Origin of the sequence: Klebsiella sp. GB_Kp047 (assembly GCF_040065235.1) — a bacterium.
Taxonomy (GTDB): domain Bacteria; phylum Pseudomonadota; class Gammaproteobacteria; order Enterobacterales; family Enterobacteriaceae; genus Klebsiella; species Klebsiella quasipneumoniae.
This window is the reverse complement of sequence record NZ_JBEAJG010000009.1, coordinates 1-18,378: the sequence shown is the minus strand read 5'-3', so window position 1 is coordinate 18,378 and position 18,378 is coordinate 1. Positions and strand designations below refer to the sequence as shown.

Sequence of the window (18,378 nt, the reverse complement as noted above, 5' to 3'; positions counted from 1 at the left end):
CCATATCCCCCCGCGATCAGGCGACGGCGTTCTCTTCCAGCTGGCGCATGAACTGGCGAACCCAGTCCATCCGCGTCTTACGCTCCTCGAGATCCTGCATGAACTTCAGGCGCGTCGGCCCGTCCAGGCGGAAGTGCTGCGGCTGCTTCTGCAGCAGGCCAATTAACCACACCGGATTGACGTTGTTTTTCTCGTTAAATTCGATCACGCCGCCTTTTTCGTTACTTTCCAGTTTACGGATCCCCAGCTTCTGCGCCTGCTGACGCAGACGGGCGATATCCAGCAGGTTGCGGGCGGCGTCGGGCAGGCGGCCAAAGCGATCGATCAGCTCGACTTTGATCTCCTCCAGATCCTGTTCGTTTTTGGCGCTGGCAATGCGCTTATAGAACGACAGGCGGGTATTGACGTCGGGGATGAAATCGTCAGGCAGCAGGGAAGGCATGCGCAGTTCGACTTCCGTCTGCTGGCTGGTGAGATCCTCCAGCGACGGCTCGCGCCCGGCTTTCAGCGCATCCACCGCATTCTCCAGCAACTCCATATACAGGGAGAAGCCGATGGTCTCCATCTGACCGCTCTGATCTTCGCCCAGCAGTTCCCCGGCGCCGCGGATCTCCAGATCGTGGGTGGCTAGCGCAAAGCCGGCGCCGAGATCTTCCAGCGAGGCAATGGCTTCGAGGCGCTTTTGCGCATCGGTGGTCATCGCCTTTGGATGCGGCGTCAGCAGCCAGGCATAGGCCTGGTGATGGGAGCGGCCAACGCGGCCGCGCAGCTGGTGCAGCTGTGCGAGGCCAAAATGGTCGGCGCGTTCGATGATGATGGTGTTGGCGGTGGGAATGTCGATCCCGGTTTCGATGATGGTGGTGCACACCAGCACATTGAAGCGCTGGTGATGGAAGTCATTCATCACCCGCTCTAGCTCACGCTCCCGCATCTGACCGTGGCCGATGGCGATCCGCGCCTCAGGCACCAGCTCCGCCAGTTTGTCGGCGGCTTTCTGGATGTTCTCGACGTCATTAAACAGGTAGTAAACCTGGCCGCCGCGCAGCGTTTCACGCAGGATCGCCTCGCGCACCACCAGCGCATCGTATTCGCGAACGAAGGTCTTTACCGCCAGGCGGCGCGCCGGCGGCGTGGCGATGATCGACAGATCCCGCATCCCGCTCATCGCCATGTTCAGCGTTCGCGGGATCGGCGTTGCGGTGAGGGTCAGGATATCGACATCGGCGCGCATCGCTTTGATACGCTCTTTATGCCGCACGCCAAACCGGTGCTCTTCGTCGACGATCAGCAGCCCCAGATCGCGGAGCTTCACCTCGCTCTGCAGCAGCTTGTGGGTGCCGATCAAGATATCGATTTTGCCTTCCGCGGCCTGCTCGAGGATCTGCGCCTGCTCCTTAGCGCTGCGGAAACGGGAGAGCATTTCGATGCGTACCGGCCAGTTGGCGAAACGATCGCGGAAGTTGTCATAGTGCTGCTGAGCCAGCAGGGTGGTCGGCACCAGTACCGCCACCTGTTTGTGGTTCTCCACGGCGAGGAAGGCGGCGCGCATGGCCACTTCGGTCTTGCCGAAGCCCACATCGCCACACACCAGGCGGTCCATGGCCAGCGGCTGGCACATATCGCTGAGGACGGCGTTGATCGCCTGCGCCTGATCCGGCGTGGTTTCAAACGGGAAACCGTCGCAGAACAGCTGATACTGTTCGCGGTCGTGTTTAAAGGCAAACCCGGCTTTCGCTGCGCGCTGGGCGTAGATATCCAGCAATTCGGCCGCGACGTCGCGTACCTTCTCGGCCGCTTTTTGCCGCGCCCGGGTCCAGGCATCGCCGCCCAGCTTGTGCAGGGGCGCGTTCTCTTCCGCTCCGCCGGCGTAGCGGCTAATAAGATGCAGGGAGGAGACCGGAACGTATAATTTGGCATCGTTGGCGTACGTCAGCATCAGGTATTCGCCGGTGATGCCGCCCGCCTCCAGGGTAGTCATGCCTGCGTAGCGGCCCACGCCGTGTTCCAGGTGAACGACCGGCTGGCCGATATGCAGTTCGGCAAGGTTGCGAATGAGTGTGTCAGGGTTAATGGTGCGACGGGAATCCTGACGACGGCGCGCTACGCGCTCGCCGAGCAGGTCGCTCTCGCAAATCAGCGCCAGGCCGCGCTGGCTGTCGATAAACCCGTGTTCGGCGGCGCCAATCATCAGATAGCGGCCGTTGCCGGTGGCTTCCTCCAGACGCAGCACGTGTTTTGGCGCAACTTTAATCCGCGCCAGCATTTCGCTCAGCGCTTCACGGCGACCCTCGCTTTCCACCGAGAAGATAACCGGGCCGGTAAACGCTTCGAGGAAGCGGCGCAGATTATCCAGCGGCGCTTTGTTTTGTGCCTGGACGGCGATGTCCGGCAGCGTCTGGTAGCCCAGATTGGTATTTGCCGCTTTGTCCGCCAGGCGCTCGGTTTTCAGCTGTACGCGCGGCCACTTTTTCAGTTCGCTAAACAGCTCATCGCTGCGCAGCCACAGCAGTTCCGGCGGCAGGAGCGGGCGCATCGGATCGACGCCGCGGTTTTCAAAACGGGCGCGGGCTTCATTCTGGAAACGCTCCGCGCTGGTCTCGAGATCGCCGGTGTTGACGATCAGCGTGCTGGACGGGAAATAGCTGAATAACGGCGGCAGCGGCTCGCTGAAGAACAGCGGCTGCCAGTATTCGATACCGGCAGGCAGCGTCCCTTTACTGACCTGCTGATAGATATGCTCGGCATCGCGTTTCACTTCAAAGCGGTCGCGCCACTGGCTGCGGAACAGCTCGATGGCGGTCTGATCGGTGGGGAATTCGTGCGCCGGGAGCAGGTTAATGGCCGCCACTTCCTCCAGCGTGCGCTGGCTGTCGACGTCGAACAGGCGCAGGCTGTCGATTTCATCGTCAAAGAAATCGAGGCGGTAGGGCTGGTCGCTGCCCATCGGGAACAGATCGAGCAGCGCGCCGCGGGTAGCATATTCGCCATGCTCCATCACCTGATCGACATGGCGGTAGCCGGCCCCCTCAAGCTGATCGCGCAGCGCATCGCGCGACAGGCGCTGACCCTTTTTCATCACCAGCGCGTGGCCGTGAAGGAAGCTGTGCGGACAGACGCGCTGCATCAGCGTGCTGACCGGGACGATCAGCACGCCGCGCTGCATGGTGGGTAACTGGTAAAGGGTGGCAAGACGGGAGGAGATGATGTCCTGATGCGGTGAGAAGCTGTCATAAGGGAGCGTCTCCCAGTCCGCCAGCCCCATCACCATGCTGTCGGTGAACTGCCTGATCTCGTCGTTCAGACGCAGCGCGTTTTGCATGTCAGGCGCCACCAGCACCACCGGGCCCTTGTGGCGTTCGGCCATCTCCGCCACCAGGGTGGCGCAGGCTGCGCCGGTCAACTCGCCAAGCTGGCGCTGGTCACCGGCTTTCACCGGCAATGAGTATCGATATTGTTCAGGCATAGACGGTTTCATGGTCTCTTAGGGATTCGCTCTGCCGATATGGAGGGCAACTCGCTGATATTCAATAGTGAGATTATCCGCGATTGGTCTGGATTCGCCAACCCGAATTGCCATCGCGTGTTGGGTGAAGAAAGGTCAGCGCTGTCGATAAGCGTAAAGATAAATAAGTAAGTACTTATCTATCCGTTTGTATTTGCTTGGGTTTTAGGATTTTTGCTAATAAAGTCGTCAGGTATCAGTCATTTACGCTGCCCCTAATCGCTTATATACTCGGGAATCGGCTATCAGCAACCAGATGGATGACATGTATCAACCTGCCGCACTCTTTATCGGCCTGCGCTATATGCGTGGGCGAGCAGCCGACCGCTTCGGTCGCTTCGTCTCCTGGCTTTCCACCATCGGTATTACCCTCGGCGTCATGGCGCTGGTGACGGTCCTGTCGGTGATGAACGGCTTTGAACGCGAGCTGCAAAACAACATCCTGGGGCTGATGCCCCAGGCCATACTTAGCGCCAAACAGGGTTCGGTGAATCCCCAACAGCTGCCGGAGCGCGAGGCGAAACTCCAGGGCGTAACCCGGGTGGCGCCGATCACCACCGGCGACGTGGTGCTGCAGAGCGCGCGCAGCGTGGCGGTCGGGGTCATGCTGGGCATCGACCCGGCGCAGAACGATCCCCTGACCCCGTATCTGGTGAACGTCAAACAGAGCGATCTGCAGGCGGGTAAATATAACGTTATTCTCGGCGAGCAGCTGGCGGGTCAGCTGGGGGTTAATCGCGGCGATAAAATTCGCCTGATGGTTCCTTCCGCCAGCCAGTTTACGCCGATGGGCCGCGTGCCGAGCCAGCGCCTGTTTACGGTCATCGGCACCTTCGCTGCCAACAGCGAAGTCGATGGTTATCAGATGCTGACCAACATCGACGACGCTTCCCGTTTGATGCGCTATCCGCTGGGGAATATCACCGGATGGCGCCTGTGGCTGGATAAACCGCTGCAAGTGGATACCCTCAGCCAGCAGACGCTGCCGCCGGGCACCCAGTGGCAGGACTGGCGCGAGCGCAAGGGTGAACTGTTCCAGGCGGTGCGCATGGAGAAAAATATGATGGGCCTGCTGCTCAGCCTGATCGTCGCCGTCGCGGCCTTCAACATTATTACCTCGCTGGGGATGATGGTGATGGAGAAGCAGGGCGAAGTGGCGATCCTGCAGACCCAGGGGCTGACGCCGCGGCAGATTATGGCCGTCTTCATGGTGCAGGGCGCCAGCGCAGGGATCGTCGGCGCGCTGCTGGGAGCGGTGCTTGGTGCGCTGCTGGCCAGCCAGTTGAATAATTTAATGCCGATCATCGGCGCCTTCCTTGACGGCGCGGCGCTGCCGGTGGCGATTGAGCCGCTGCAGGTCGTCGTTATCGCCCTGGTGGCGATGGCGCTGGCATTGTTGTCTACGTTGTACCCTTCCTGGCGCGCTGCCGCCACTCAACCCGCTGAGGCTTTACGTTATGAATAAGATCCTGCTGCAATGCGACAACCTGTGCAAACGCTATCAGGAAGGCAATGTGCAAACCGATGTCCTGCACAATGTCAGCTTCAGCATTGATGAAGGCGAGATGATGGCCATCGTCGGTACCTCCGGCTCCGGCAAAAGTACCCTGCTGCATCTGCTGGGCGGCCTCGATACCCCCACCTCTGGCGACGTGATTTTCTCCGGCCAGCCGATGAGCAAGCTCTCCACCGCCGCGCGCGCCGACCTGCGTAACCGCGAGCTGGGCTTTATCTATCAGTTCCACCATCTGCTGCCGGACTTTAGCGCACTGGAGAACGTGGCGATGCCGCTGCTGATTGGCAAAAAGAAGCCGGCGGACATTGAACGTCAGGCGAAAGCGATGCTGCAGGCGGTCGGGCTTGAACACCGCAGCCATCACCGTCCGTCGGAACTCTCCGGTGGCGAACGCCAGCGGGTGGCGATTGCCCGCGCGCTGGTGAACAAACCGCGACTGGTATTGGCGGATGAGCCGACCGGTAACCTCGACGCTCGCAACGCCGACAGCATCTTCCAGCTGCTGGGCGAACTGAACCTCGCGCAGCGCACCGCGTTTCTGGTGGTGACCCACGACCTGCAGCTGGCGAAGCGGATGAGCCGCCAGCTGGAGATGCGCGATGGCCGCCTGACCGCCGACCTGACCCTGATGGGGGCCGAGTAATGGCCTCTCCGTTATCGTTACTGATTGCATTGCGTTTCAGCCGCGGCCGGCGGCGCGGCGGCATGGTGTCGCTGATCTCGGTGATCTCCACCATCGGTATTGCGCTGGGGGTGGCAGTGCTGATCGTCGGCCTCAGCGCGATGAACGGCTTTGAGCGCGAGCTGAATAACCGCGTGCTGGCGGTGGTGCCGCACGGTGAAATCGAACCCGTGAACCAGCCGTGGAATAACTGGCAGGAGGCGCTGGCTAAGGTGCAGAAAGTGAAGGGGATAGTCGCCGCGGCGCCCTATATTAACTTCACCGGCCTGGTGGAAAGCGGCAGCAATATGCGCGCCATCCAGGTGAAAGGGGTCGACCCGCAGCAGGAAACCCGGCTCAGCGCGCTGCCCACCTTTGTGCAGAATAACGCGTGGGCCGGCTTCAAGGCCGGTGAACAGCAGGTGATTCTGGGTAAAGGCGTCGCTGATGCGCTGCACGTGAAGCAGGGAGACTGGGTGTCGATCATGATCCCTAACGCCGACGCCGACCATCAGCTGCTGCAGCCGAAACGCGTCAGGCTGCATGTGACCGGTATTTTGCAGCTGAGCGGCCAGCTCGATCATAGTTTTGCCATGATCCCGATGCAGGATGCGCAGCAGTACCTGGAGATGGGCGGCAGCGTGACCGGTATCGCCATCAAGGTCACGGACGTTTTCCATGCTAACAAGCTGGTGCGCGACGCCGGCGAGGTGACCAACAGCTACGTATATATCAAGAGCTGGATCGGCACCTACGGCTATATGTATCGCGATATCCAGATGATCCGCGCCATTATGTACCTGGCAATGGTGCTGGTGATCGGCGTGGCTTGCTTTAACATCGTCTCGACGCTGGTGATGGCGGTCAAAGACAAGAGCGGCGATATTGCGGTGCTGCGCACGCTTGGCGCAAAAGACGGCTTAATTCGCGCGATTTTCGTGTGGTATGGTTTATTAGCCGGATCGGTAGGCAGCCTGTTTGGGGTGGTGATCGGCGTGATCTGCGCGTTGAACCTGACGTCAATCATCAACGGCATCGAATACCTGATTGGGCATAAATTCCTCTCCGGCGACATCTATTTTATTGACTTCCTGCCGTCAGAACTGCACTGGCTGGACGTCTTTTATGTGCTGGTGACAGCACTGTTGCTGAGTTTGCTGGCCAGCTGGTATCCCGCCCGCCGCGCCAGCCGTATCGACCCGGCGAGGGTGCTGAGTGGCCAGTAATTTATCGTCATCGTCGGCCTGGCTGACGACACAAGAGGAATTGCTGAAATGTACTATGGATTTGACATTGGCGGCAGCAAGATAGCGCTGGGCGTATTTAATCAGGAGCGGCGGCTGCAGTGGGAAAAACGCGTCGCCACGCCGAAAAGCAGTTATGAGGATTTTCTTCAGGCGGTAGAGGCGCTGGTCCGCGAGGCCGATGAGCGCTTCGACCAGCAGGGGTCGGTTGGGATCGGTATCCCGGGGATGCCGGAAACGGCGGACGGCACGCTGTATGCCGCTAACGTGCCTGCCGCCAGCGGCCGGCCGCTGCGCGCCGACCTCAGCGCGCGGCTGGGGCGCGATGTGCGCCTCGATAATGACGCCAACTGCTTCGCGCTGTCGGAAGCGTGGGACGATGAGTTTACGCAATACCCGCTGGTGATGGGGCTGATCCTCGGAACCGGCGTGGGCGGCGGCCTGGTGTTGAACGGTAAATCGATTACCGGACATAGCTATATCACCGGCGAGTTTGGTCATATTCGTCTGCCGGTGGATGCCCTGGAGGTGGTCGGGCGTGATTTTCCGCTGCTTCGCTGCGGCTGCGGCCAGCTGGGCTGCATTGAAAATTATCTCTCCGGCCGCGGTTTTGCCTGGCTGTATGAACATTTTTATCAGCAACCGCTCACCTCGCCGGAGATTGTGGCGCAGTGGCAGCAGCACGATCCGCGCGCCCTGGCGCACGTAGAGCGCTATCTCGATCTGCTGGCGGTGTGTCTGGGGAATATACTGACCATTGTCGACCCGGATTTGCTGGTGCTCGGCGGTGGATTATCTAACTTTACGGCCATTAGCGAAGGGCTGGCGCAGCGATTACCGCGCCATCTTCTGCCGGTCGCCAGGGTACCGCGCATTGAGCGCGCGCGCCACGGCGATGCCGGGGGAATGCGCGGTGCGGCCTTCCTTCATCTGACTCATTAATCACAGAGGTAGCTATGCAGTCGCGCCGTTTACATCGATTGAGCCGTTTTCGTCGCAATAAACGTCAGTTGCGTGACCGTCTGCGTCAGCGGATTTTCTTTAGGGAGGACAGGATGAAGCCTGAAGCGATGGCCAAACCGAGAGTGGTGGTGTTAACCGGCGCGGGGATATCGGCGGAGTCGGGGATCAAAACTTTCCGCGCGGCCGATGGCCTGTGGGAAGAGCATCGGGTGGAAGATGTGGCGACGCCGGAAGGTTTTGCCCGCGACCCGGCGCTGGTGCAGGCGTTCTACAACGCCCGCCGTCGTCAGCTGCAGAGTCCGGAGATCGCGCCGAACGCGGCGCATCTGGCGCTGGCGCGTCTGGAGGATCTGCTGGGCGACCATTTTCTGCTGGTCACCCAGAATATCGATAATCTGCACGAACGCGCCGGCAACCGCCGGGTGATCCATATGCACGGCGAGCTGCTGAAGGTGCGCTGTTCGTGGAGTGGCCAGGTGCTGGAGTGGACCGGCGACGTCACCGCAGAGGACAAGTGCCACTGCTGCCAGTTCCCGGCGGCGCTGCGTCCCCACGTGGTCTGGTTTGGCGAAATGCCGCTGGGGATGGACGAGATCTACAGCGCGCTGGCCGAAGCGGATATCTTTATCGCCATCGGCACCTCCGGCCACGTTTATCCGGCGGCCGGCTTTGTGCACGAGGCGCGGCTGCACGGCGCCCACACCGTTGAACTGAACCTGGAGCCCAGCCAGGTGGGCAGTGAGTTTGCCGAAAAGCACTACGGACTGGCGAGCGAAGTGGTGCCCGCCTTTATCGATAAGCTGCTGCAGGAAAACGCGCTGTAAACTGAAGCAGCCTGCCGGGGACGAGGGCGACGCCCGCCGCCTCCGGCAGCGCTGCTGACAAGGATGATACGTCATGACAGGAGTCAGACCATGCATAATCCCCTGGTCATTGAATCGATCTCCTTGATCGCGGCCATTCTCGTTGGCGTCTGGAGCCAGCGTGCTTTACCGCTACACGCCGACAGCCGACCGATCCTCTTCCTGCTGTGTCTGTTCGTCGGCACCGGCAGCGCATTGTGCCTGCTGCTGGATGGTTTAGCCCTGTTGCTAACCGGCCAGATAGCGACCGGCGGTGTGCGAATATACGGCCCGTTGCTGCTGCTGGTGGCGCTGTGGAAACCCCTCAACGGGGTTGTCGGCATCATGGAGGGGGTTTTGCAGCGGCGAGCCGCAAAAGGGAAGGGTAAAGGCCAGCGCGACGGCGGACGACGCTGATTCGCTTCCCCCTGAGACGCGCATAACTTTCTCCTTGCTACCGTCAGCCCCCGGCGGTCGCTCTGACGATATCGCCCGGACCGGCGCCGGGCAATGACCTCCATCCTGTCATTCTCGGCTTCTCCTTTCTGAGCGATTTCCTACTCTATTTTGTGCGTGACCGCTGATTTCTGTACGTTTTTTTGTGCATACCGGCAAATGTAGACCAGATTCAATAGGCGTCCGCACGTTCGCGCCGCGACCCTGTTCCCCCGCCCGGAAGTCTGCAAAGGAGACCCCGCCATGCCGTCACCGATGATTTATCAGGATCTCACCACCACCGCGCTGCTCAGCCATGCGGCGCAATACCACAGCGAGACCGAGATCGTCTCGGTGAGCGCTGGCGGTGAGAAGGAGCGCAGCAGCTGGGGGGAGGTGGCCAGCCGCGCTCAGCGGCTGGCCTCGGCGCTGGCATCATTGGGGCTGCCACCGGGCGCCCGCTGCGCCACCCTCGCATGGAACAACCGTCGCCACCTGGAGATCTATTTTGCCGTCGCCTCCGGCGGCTGGGTAACGCATACCGTCAATCCGCGGCTGTCGGTTGACCATCTACTGTATATCCTCAACGACGCTGCCGACGAAGTGCTGTTCTTTGATCAGACCTTTTTGCCGCTGGTAGCGCAGCTGCTGGCGCAGCTGCCGACGGTGAAACACGTCGTGCTGATGGAGCCCCGCAGCGAAGCGGCGCTCAGCCAGCTGCCCTCATTGCTGTTTTATGACGATCTGTTGCAGCAGGGGACAGTAGACTACCGCTGGCCGCAGTTGAATGAACTGACGCCGGCCTCGCTCTGCTATACCTCGGGAACCACTGGCCGGCCGAAAGGGGTGTTGAATACCCATCGTTCGCTGGTCCTGCACGCTTTGAGCGGCAATCAGCCGGACGCCGCCGGGATATCGGCCAGGGACAGCCTGTTGCCGGTGGTGCCGATGTTCCATGTCAACGCGTGGGGGACGCCGTTTATCGCCGCCATGGTCGGGGCGCGGCTGGTGCTGCCGGGGCCGCACCTCGATGGCGACAGCCTGCTGCAGCTGCTGGCTGCCGAGAAAGTAACCGTGGGGTTTGGCGTGCCGGTGATCTGGGCCGGCTTGCTGGCGGCGATGCGTCGGACAGACGTGAGAATGCCTGAATTCAAACGTGCGCTGGTTGGTGGCTCCGCGCTGCCGCCGTCGATGGCCGAGGCCTTTCAGCGCGATTACGGCATTGCGCTGACCCACGCCTGGGGAATGACCGAAACATCGCCTATCGGCACCATCAACACGCTGTTGAGCAAACATGACGCCCTCCCGGCACAGGAGCAGCAAAAGCAGCGTACCGGTCAGGGGCGGCCTATTTTTGGCATCGAGCTGCAGGTGGTCGACGTGGATGGCGAACCGTTGCCCCGGGATGGTCAAAGTCAGGGGTATCTGCAGGTGAGGGGGCACTGGGTGGTAGAGCAATACTATGGTCAGGACGAAAGCGCCCTGACCGCGGCAGGCTGGTTTGATACCGGCGATATCGGTACGCTCGACGCCAATGGTTATCTGGTGATCAGCGATCGGGCAAAGGATATTATCAAGTCCGGTGGCGAGTGGATCTCCACCGTTGAGCTGGAGAATATTGCCATCGCGCATCCGGCGGTACGCAGCGCGGCGGCCATCGCCGCCCGCCACCCGCGCTGGGACGAACGGCCGGTGCTGCTGTGCGTCCGTGCGGAAGGGGGGAAAGTGGAGGAGAGCGATCTGCTGGCCTGGTTTGAGAAACGGGTGCCCAAGTGGCAGATCCCGGATCGGGTGATATTTGTCGATGCGCTGCCGGTCAGCGCCACGGGTAAGGTGCTTAAAAACCAGCTGCGCCAGGCCTACGGGGAAATTTTAATGAGTGAGGGACAATGAGCCACGCGCGACCCGGTCTGACGACCTGCTCTCAGTATGACGCAGCGCTGCACGCCTTGTCGGCGGCGCGCCAGCGCTGGGCGGAAACCTCAGTGAACCGTCGTCTGGCGCTCCTGCGCCAGATCAAGGATGCCCTGGCCAGCATAGCGCCGGCGTGGGTGGAGGCGGCGGCGAGGGCTAAAGGGCTGCCGGCGGGGGATCCGCTGACGGGCGAAGAATGGCTGGCGGGCCCCTGCGCGCTAATGGTCGGCTGCAACGGGCTTATCACCACCCTGGAGCAACTGGAGGAGAAAACCTTTCTGCGGCGGATCCCGCTGAGGACGCTGGCGGACGGCCGGCTGGCGCTGCGGGTGGTGCCCGGCACGCTCTGGGATCGGCTGCTGCTCTCCGGTATTCGCGCTGAAATTTGGATGCAGCCGGGAGTCACCCGGGCCAATCTCGATCGCTGCGCGGCAGCCGCATACGACATCCCGCCGGCCGCGCGGCAGGGCAAGCTGGCGCTGGTGCTCGGCGCCGGAAATGTGGCCTCTATCGCGCCGCTGGACGTGTTACACAAGCTGTTTATTGAAAATCAGGTCTGCCTGCTGAAGCTCAACCCGGTGAATGATTATCTGCACGATCTGCTGGCTCAGGCTCTGGCGCCGCTGATCGCCATGGATGCGCTCCGCATTGTCACCGGCGACGCCCGGGCGGGGGCGTGGCTGACCACCCATCCCGCTGTCGATGAGATCCATATCACCGGATCGCGGGAGAGCCATGACGCCATCGTCTGGGGCGACGGTGAGGCCGCTCGCCAGCGTCGGGCCGCCGGGACGCCGCTGAACCCGCGCCGGGTGACCTCAGAGCTGGGCGGGGTCAGCCCCACCATTATCGTCCCCGGGCCATGGAACGAGGCGGATATCGCTTTTCAGGCGCAGCAGCTGGCGACGCAGAAAATGAACAACGGCGGGTTTAACTGCGTGGCCAGCCAGGTGCTGATCCTGCAGCAGGACTGGGAGCCGGCGTCGGCCCTGCTTAACCAGCTGTACCGGCTGATCGCCGCCAATACCCGCCAGGACTATTACCCCGGCGCGGAAAACCGGTTGACTAACTTTCGCCTGCGCGCCCGCCAGCCGCTGGAGATAGCGCGCGGCGATGCGCTGCCGTTGATTGTGGCGAACACCGAGGATGACCCCGACTTCTGCCAGCAGGAGGTCTTTGGTCCGGGGCTGTCGATCACCCGCCTTGAGGCCGACAGCGCGGAAAGCTTTCTGCGTCAGGCGATCGGCTATGCCAATCAGCGGCTGCAGGGCACGCTGGGGGCCAATATTGTGATCCACCCGCGCACCCGCAAAGCGATTGGACGTAAGCGTTTTAACGCGCTGATCGCCGAGCTGCGCTATGGCACGGTGGCGATCAACTGCTGGAGCGGGGTGGCCTTCCTGTTAGCCCCTTGCCCGTGGGGGGCATTCCCTGGCCATACACTCGACGATATTCAGAGCGGGCGGGGCAAGGTGCATAACAGCTTTATGCTGGAGAAAACCGAGCGCACGGTGATTGAGGCGCCGTTTCGGCCGTTTCCGCGCAGTCTGTGGCATGGCGAACTGACGCTGATGCCTTTGCCGCCCTGGTTTATTACCCACCGGGGGCAGGAAGCGGTGGCGCAGCGGCTGGCGGATTTTTACCATCGGCCGCGCTGGCGCAAGCTGCCGGCGATCCTCTGGCGCGCGCTGAGAGGCTAAAGTGAGGGCAAAAATAGGGCGGAACCGCGGTTCCGCCCTGCGGGATTAGCGGCCCGCTTTCAGCTTCTGGTAATACTCTTCATAAATGGTGCTGGCGCTGCCGACGTCATTCTGCCATTCGCCTTTTTCGATGGTGGCGGCGTCCGGATAGAGCGATTTATCGTTGGCCACTGCCGGGCTGAGCATTTTGCGCGCCGCCAGGTTTGGCGTGGGATAGCCGATGGTTTCCGCGACCTGTTTGGCGACATCCGGGCGCAGCAGGAAGTTAATCAGCTTCAGCGCGCCGTCGACGTTCTTAGCATTTGCCGGAATCGACAGGCTGTCCATCCAGAAGATGCCGCCTTCTTTCGGCCAGATCACTTCCAGCGGAGTACCGGCCTGGCGTGCGACGTAAGCCGAGCCGTTCCATACCATCCCGAGGTTCACTTCGCCTTCCATATACGGGTTCGCCGGGTTATCGGAGTTAAACGCCGCGACGTTGGGCATCAGTTTTTTCAGCTCGTTATAGGCGGCTTCAATCTCTTTCGGGTCGGTCGTATTGCCGGAATAACCCAGCTTACGCAGCGCCATCTGGAACACTTCGCGTGCGTCGTCGGTCAGCAGCAGGCTGCTTTTGTATTCCGGTTTCCACAGGTCGGCCCAGCTGGTGACGGTTTTCGGATCGATAGCGTCGCTGTTGACGCCGATAGCCGTCGCCCCCCAGATGTAGGGGATGGAGTAGTCGTTATTCGGGTCGAACGGTTTGTTCAGCATCTGCGGATCGAGGTTGCTGAAGTTAGTCAGCTTGCTCTTATCGATCTTCTGCAGCATACCTTCTTTGCGCATCTTGTCGACGAAGTAGGTCGACGGGACGACCAGATCGTACGCTCCGTCTTTATAGGTCTTGAGTTTGGCGTACATGGTTTCGTTCGACTCGTAGGTCGAGTAAATAACCTTGATGCCGGTCTCTTTGGTGAACTGCTCCAGCAGGCCCGGCGGCACATATTCGGTCCAGTTGTAGAAGTAGAGCGTTTTGCTGTCGTCCGCGTGGGCAGCGCTCATGCCGATTGCCAGAGCGCCCGCCGCGAGCAGGTGGCGTGACCATTTTTTCATTTTAACGTCCCCTGAGTTTTATCACGTGCAATTAACTGACTGGCGATGACCATCACCAGCGACAGAACCAACAGTATCGTTGCCAGGGCGTTCACCTCTGGCGAAACGCCGACCTTGACCATCGAATAGATCTTCAGCGGCAGGATTTCATACCCCGGACCGGTGACGAACGAGGAGACCACCACGTCATCCATCGACAGCGTGAAGCTCAGCAGCCACCCGGCGGCCACCGCCGGCAGGGCCAGCGGCAGGATGATTTTACGCAGGATGGTCATCTCGCTGGCGCCCAGATCTTTCGCCGCCTCCAGCATCCGCACGTCAAAGCCTTTCAGCCGGGAGTATACGGTGACCACCACAAACGGCAGGCAAAAGGTGATATGCGAAAACAGCAGCGACCAGAAGCCAAGCTGGACGCCAATCAGCATAAACAGCACCAGCAGGGAGATAGCCATGACAATATCTGGCGACATCATCACTACAAACAGCATACCGCTAACGAACGGTTTGCCGCGAAAGCGATAGCGATACAGCGCCACGGCGGTCAGCGAGCCGATAAGGGTGGCGAAGGTCGCCGACAGCACCGCCATGGTCAGCGAGTGCTGGGCGGCCTGCAGCAGGCTATCGTTGTTCATCAGCAGGCTATACCAGTCGGTGGTGAACCCCTGCCAGTTGATGCCGAAGCGCGACCGGTTAAATGAGTTAACGATCAGGATAATAATAGGGATGTAGAGATACGCGTAGATGGCGGTCATAAAGCCGCCGCGCAGCAGTCGACCGATCATTCCAGCTCCACCTTTTTATTCAGCAGGCGCGCCGCGCGCCAGTAAATCAACAGCATCAGGCCCATCACCAGGGTTAAGGTAATGCTGGTTGCCGCGCCGAACGGCCAGTCGCGAATATTGAGGAACTGGCTCTTGATCACGTTGCCGATCAGCAGGTTCTTGGCGCCGCCCATCAGGTCGGAAACGTAGAATAGCCCCATCGCCGGCAACATCACCAGCAGGCAGCCGGCGATGATCCCCGGCATGGTTAGCGGAATGATGATGCGGATAAACGTCTGCAGCTTGCTGGCGCCGAGATCTTTCGCCGCTTCCAGCAGCGGACGGTCCAGTTTCTCAATGCTGGAGTAGAGCGGCATCACCATAAACGGCAGCAGGATGTATACCAGGCCGATAATCACCGCCGACGGGGTGAACATAATGCGTATCGGCGTGTCGATCACTCCCAGCCACAGGAGAAACTCGTTAAGGTAGCCTTTGGTGCTGAGGAAAATCTTCAGCCCGTAGATGCGGATCAACGAGTTGGTCCAGAAGGGAACGATCAGCAGGAACAGCAGCAGGGGGCGCACCTTCTGCGGCAGCCGGGCGAGGAACCACGCAAACGGGTAGCCCAGCGCCAGGCAGGCGAGGGTCGCCAGCAGCGCCATGTTCAGCGAATGCAGCAGCACGTCGTAATAGAGCGGATCCATCAGCCGCGAGTAGTTGTCCAGCGTGAAGACCAGCTTGACGAAGTTAGCGTCGTCGCGGGTCAGGAAGCTGGTGGCGATGATCATCAGGTTGGGCAGAAAGACAAACAGCACCAGCCAACCGACGATGGTGGCGATCACCACATTCTGGAATTTACTGGTGTTCTTCATCGGCCAACACCACCTCCCAGCTCTCTACCCAATTGATAGACATTTTCTGATCAAGAGAGTGGTCGAAATCCGGGTCGTCTTCGTTAAAGAATTCGCTGACCATCACCATTTTGCCGTTTTCCAGCTCCACCACCGACTCGAGGGTCATGCCCTTATAGTTGCGCTCGCGGACATAGCCTATCAGGCCGTCGGCGTCGCTGTTGTGGTGGATCTCATCGACGCGCAGATCTTCCGGGCGCAGCAGGACATGCAGGCGCTGGCCGGCCTCCACCGCAAAATTGACGGTGATGTTGCATTCACGCCCTTCCACGCTGGCCCGCACGCGCTGTTCGTCGAGGCGTTCAATGACCGTGGCGTCGAAGATATTGATCTCGCCGATAAAGCTGGCGACGAACAGGTTTTTTGGCTCTTCGTAGATCTCGCGCGGGGTACCGTCCTGCTCAATTTTGCCATCACGCATCACCACGATGCGATCGGACATGGTCAGGGCCTCTTCCTGGTCGTGAGTGACGAAGACGAAGGTGATGCCGAGCTTACGCTGCAGCGCTTTCAGTTCGTTCTGCATCTGCTTGCGTAGCTTGTAATCCAGCGCCGAAAGGGACTCATCGAGCAGCAGCAGGCGCGGTTTGTTGACCACCGCGCGGGCGATGGCCACGCGCTGCTGCTGGCCGCCGGAGAGCTGGTGCGGTTTGCGCTGGGCAAAGGCCTCCAGCTGCACCATCTTTAAGGCATCCATCACCCGCGGTGTGATTTCCGCCGCCGGGGTTTTCTGCATCCGCAGGCCAAAGGCGACGTTCTCGAACACCGTCATATGCGGAAACAGGGCGTAGCTTTGGAATACGGTATTAACGTGGCGGTTTTCCGCCGGAACATGAGTGATATCGTGATCTTCGAGATGGATCCGTCCGCTGTCGACGTTTTCCAGGCCGGCAATAAGGCGCAGAACGGTGGTTTTACCGCAGCCAGAGGGGCCAAGCAGGGTGAGAAACTCACCATTGTTGATGGTCAGGTTAAGGTTATCGATGACCGTTTTACCATCAAAGCTCTTGCGAATTCCCGCCAGATGCACCAGCGGCGAACGCGAACGCGGTTGTATATTCAATTTTTGACTCTGTCCCATGTAGACGCAACGGAAATTTCCGGCCGCTGCGGGGTTTGTGATTAACCACCTTTGGGGTTGCACGTTTTTAATAAGGGCCAGCATTCTACGGCAAACGAGGGTAATCGCCAATCCTTGATACGCCCGCATAGTCTACCTTTACACCATAACGTCGGTTCCGTTATTAAATTTCGCTTTACGGGCTAAAAATGACCTGACGCAATATTTGTCTTTTCTGGCTTATCAATAATGTTGTCACAAAAGAAGAGGGTGGCTACATGGATAAATTGCTTGAGCGTTTTTTGCAGTACGTTTCTTTGGACACGCAGTCGAAGCCTGGCGTTCGTCAGGTCCCCAGCACGGAAGGGCAGTGGAAGCTGTTACGCCTGTTGCAGGCGCAGCTGGAAGAAATGGGACTGGTCAAGGTAACGCTGAGTGAAAAAGGGACGGTAATGGGAACCCTGCCCGCCAACGTTGAGGGCGATATCCCGGCCATCGGCTTTATCTCTCACGTCGACACCTCCCCGGATTTCAGCGGCAAAAACGTTAACCCGCAGATTGTCGAAAACTATCGCGGCGGCGATATCGCGCTCGGCATTGGCGATGAGGTGCTCTCTCCGGTGATGTTCCCGGTTTTGCATCAGCTTTTGGGGCAGACGCTGATCACCACCGACGGGAAGACGCTGCTGGGGGCGGACGACAAGGCCGGCATCGCCGAAATCATGACCGCGCTGGCGACCCTGCAGGCGAAAAACATCCCCCACGGCGATATCCGCGTGGCCTTCACCCCCGATGAAGAGGTGGGAAAAGGGGCGAAGCATTTCGACGTCGAGGCCTTTGACGCCCGCTGGGCCTACACCGTAGATGGCGGCGGGGTCGGCGAACTGGAGTTTGAAAATTTCAATGCCGCCTCGGTGACCATTAAGATCGTCGGCAACAACGTGCACCCCGGCACCGCGAAAGGGGTGATGGTCAACGCGCTGTCGCTGGCCGCGCGCATTCATGCCGAAGTGCCGGCCGACGAGGCGCCGGAGACCACAGAAGGCTATGAAGGCTTTTATCACCTCACCAGCATCAAAGGCAGCGTCGATCGGGCCGAGATGCACTACATCATCCGCGATTTTGACCGCAAGCACTTTGAGGCGCGCAAGCGCAAGATGATGGAGATCGCCAAAAAGGTGGGCAAGGGGCTACATCCGGACTGCTATATCGAGCTGGTGATCGAGGACAGTTATTACAACATGCATGAGCAGGTGATCGCCCACCCGCACGTGGTCGATATTGCCCGCCAGGCGATGGTGGACTGCGATATCGAACCGCAGATGAAACCGATCCGCGGCGGTACCGACGGCGCGCAGCTCTCGTTTATGGGACTGCCGTGCCCGAACCTGTTTACCGGCGGCTACAACTATCACGGCAAACATGAGTTTGTCACCCTGGAAGGGATGGAGAAAGCGGTGCAGGTGATCGTGCGTATCGCCGAGCTGACGGCGGCACGAACAGGGAAATAATCTTCGCAACCAGACCGGTCATTCTGCTTGTCGCACAAGATGCCGGATGGCGTCTTCGCCTTATCCGGCCTACGGTCCAGCCGGTGACAACAGAACCCATAGGCCCGGCAAGGGCAGTGCCGCCGGGTGGTGAACAGCAGAGCAGGTGCCAGTCTTTATGCCGGATGGCGGCTTCGCCTTATCCGGCCTACGGTCCAGCCGGTGAGCGCAGAACCCGTAGGCCCGGCAAGCGCAGCGCCGCCGGGCGGTGAACAGCAGAGCGG

At 60.3% G+C, this 18,378-nt stretch carries 15 protein-coding genes; 10 read left to right on the top strand and 5 right to left on the bottom strand.

The genetic code is table 11. The annotated features are described in order from the left end of the window. Window positions 1-16: 16 nt before the first annotated feature. Complete coding sequence (gene mfd / locus ABLV76_RS06455) at window positions 17-3,463, bottom strand: transcription-repair coupling factor (protein ID WP_043519500.1); 3,447 nt, start codon at window positions 3,461-3,463, stop codon at window positions 17-19. Window positions 3,464-3,502: 39 nt separating this feature from the next. On the opposite strand from mfd, the gene ABLV76_RS06450 reads away from it, so the two are divergent. The 9 genes from ABLV76_RS06450 to ABLV76_RS06410 all read left to right on the top strand — a co-directional run bounded on the left by ABLV76_RS06450 (window position 3,503) and on the right by ABLV76_RS06410 (window position 12,777). Beyond that, window positions 3,503-3,634: a hypothetical protein gene (locus ABLV76_RS06450; RefSeq protein WP_004140630.1), complete on the top strand. Its 132-nt coding sequence runs from the start codon at window positions 3,503-3,505 to the stop codon at window positions 3,632-3,634. 133 nt (window positions 3,635-3,767) lie between these two features. Further along, window positions 3,768-4,967 (top strand): lipoprotein-releasing ABC transporter permease subunit LolC, encoded by a 1,200-nt coding sequence (gene lolC / locus ABLV76_RS06445; RefSeq protein ID WP_004204582.1) that lies wholly within the window; start codon window positions 3,768-3,770, stop codon window positions 4,965-4,967. Further along, a complete protein-coding gene (gene lolD, locus ABLV76_RS06440) occupies window positions 4,960-5,661 on the top strand; it encodes a lipoprotein-releasing ABC transporter ATP-binding protein LolD (protein WP_004204584.1) in 702 nt (233 codons plus the stop codon). The genes lolC and lolD overlap by 8 nt, the downstream gene beginning before the upstream one ends. Then, window positions 5,661-6,905 (top strand): lipoprotein-releasing ABC transporter permease subunit LolE, encoded by a 1,245-nt coding sequence (lolE, locus tag ABLV76_RS06435; RefSeq protein WP_008806005.1) that lies wholly within the window; start codon window positions 5,661-5,663, stop codon window positions 6,903-6,905. The genes lolD and lolE overlap by 1 nt, the downstream gene beginning before the upstream one ends. Before the next feature lie 48 nt (window positions 6,906-6,953). Further along, window positions 6,954-7,865 (top strand): N-acetylglucosamine kinase, encoded by a 912-nt coding sequence (gene nagK, locus ABLV76_RS06430; RefSeq protein ID WP_004204591.1) that lies wholly within the window; start codon window positions 6,954-6,956, stop codon window positions 7,863-7,865. A 14-nt stretch (window positions 7,866-7,879) separates the two neighbouring features. Next, window positions 7,880-8,710, top strand: coding sequence for a Sir2 family NAD+-dependent deacetylase (gene cobB / locus ABLV76_RS06425; protein WP_017898959.1), 831 nt, complete (start codon window positions 7,880-7,882; stop codon window positions 8,708-8,710). Window positions 8,711-8,800: 90 nt separating this feature from the next. Further along, a complete protein-coding gene (locus ABLV76_RS06420) occupies window positions 8,801-9,145 on the top strand; it encodes a hypothetical protein (RefSeq protein ID WP_043519497.1) in 345 nt (114 codons plus the stop codon). A 282-nt stretch (window positions 9,146-9,427) separates the two neighbouring features. Then, the gene (locus ABLV76_RS06415) at window positions 9,428-11,056 is read left to right on the top strand and encodes a long-chain fatty acid--CoA ligase (RefSeq protein WP_348878237.1); all 1,629 of its coding nucleotides are present in this window, start codon (window positions 9,428-9,430) and stop codon (window positions 11,054-11,056) included. Next, window positions 11,053-12,777, top strand: coding sequence for an aldehyde dehydrogenase family protein (locus ABLV76_RS06410; RefSeq protein WP_135683043.1), 1,725 nt, complete (start codon window positions 11,053-11,055; stop codon window positions 12,775-12,777). The genes ABLV76_RS06415 and ABLV76_RS06410 overlap by 4 nt, the downstream gene beginning before the upstream one ends. A gap of 45 nt (window positions 12,778-12,822) precedes the next feature. Here ABLV76_RS06410 and potD read toward each other — a convergent pair whose 3' ends face one another. The 4 genes from potD to potA are packed head-to-tail and all read right to left on the bottom strand — an operon-like array spanning window position 12,823 to window position 16,625. Then, window positions 12,823-13,869, bottom strand: coding sequence for a spermidine/putrescine ABC transporter substrate-binding protein PotD (gene potD / locus ABLV76_RS06405; RefSeq protein WP_032455835.1), 1,047 nt, complete (start codon window positions 13,867-13,869; stop codon window positions 12,823-12,825). Beyond that, window positions 13,866-14,651, bottom strand: coding sequence for a spermidine/putrescine ABC transporter permease PotC (gene potC / locus ABLV76_RS06400; RefSeq protein ID WP_004150813.1), 786 nt, complete (start codon window positions 14,649-14,651; stop codon window positions 13,866-13,868). Before potC ends, potD begins: the two co-directional genes overlap by 4 nt. After that, a complete protein-coding gene (gene potB, locus ABLV76_RS06395) occupies window positions 14,648-15,505 on the bottom strand; it encodes a spermidine/putrescine ABC transporter permease PotB (protein WP_065697221.1) in 858 nt (285 codons plus the stop codon). Before potB ends, potC begins: the two co-directional genes overlap by 4 nt. Beyond that, the gene (potA, locus tag ABLV76_RS06390) at window positions 15,489-16,625 is read right to left on the bottom strand and encodes a spermidine/putrescine ABC transporter ATP-binding protein PotA (RefSeq protein ID WP_004150811.1); all 1,137 of its coding nucleotides are present in this window, start codon (window positions 16,623-16,625) and stop codon (window positions 15,489-15,491) included. Before potA ends, potB begins: the two co-directional genes overlap by 17 nt. A 257-nt stretch (window positions 16,626-16,882) precedes the next feature. Between potA and pepT the strand changes: the two genes are divergently transcribed. After that, complete coding sequence (pepT, locus tag ABLV76_RS06385) at window positions 16,883-18,115, top strand: peptidase T (protein ID WP_004206633.1); 1,233 nt, start codon at window positions 16,883-16,885, stop codon at window positions 18,113-18,115. Window positions 18,116-18,378 lie beyond the last annotated feature (263 nt).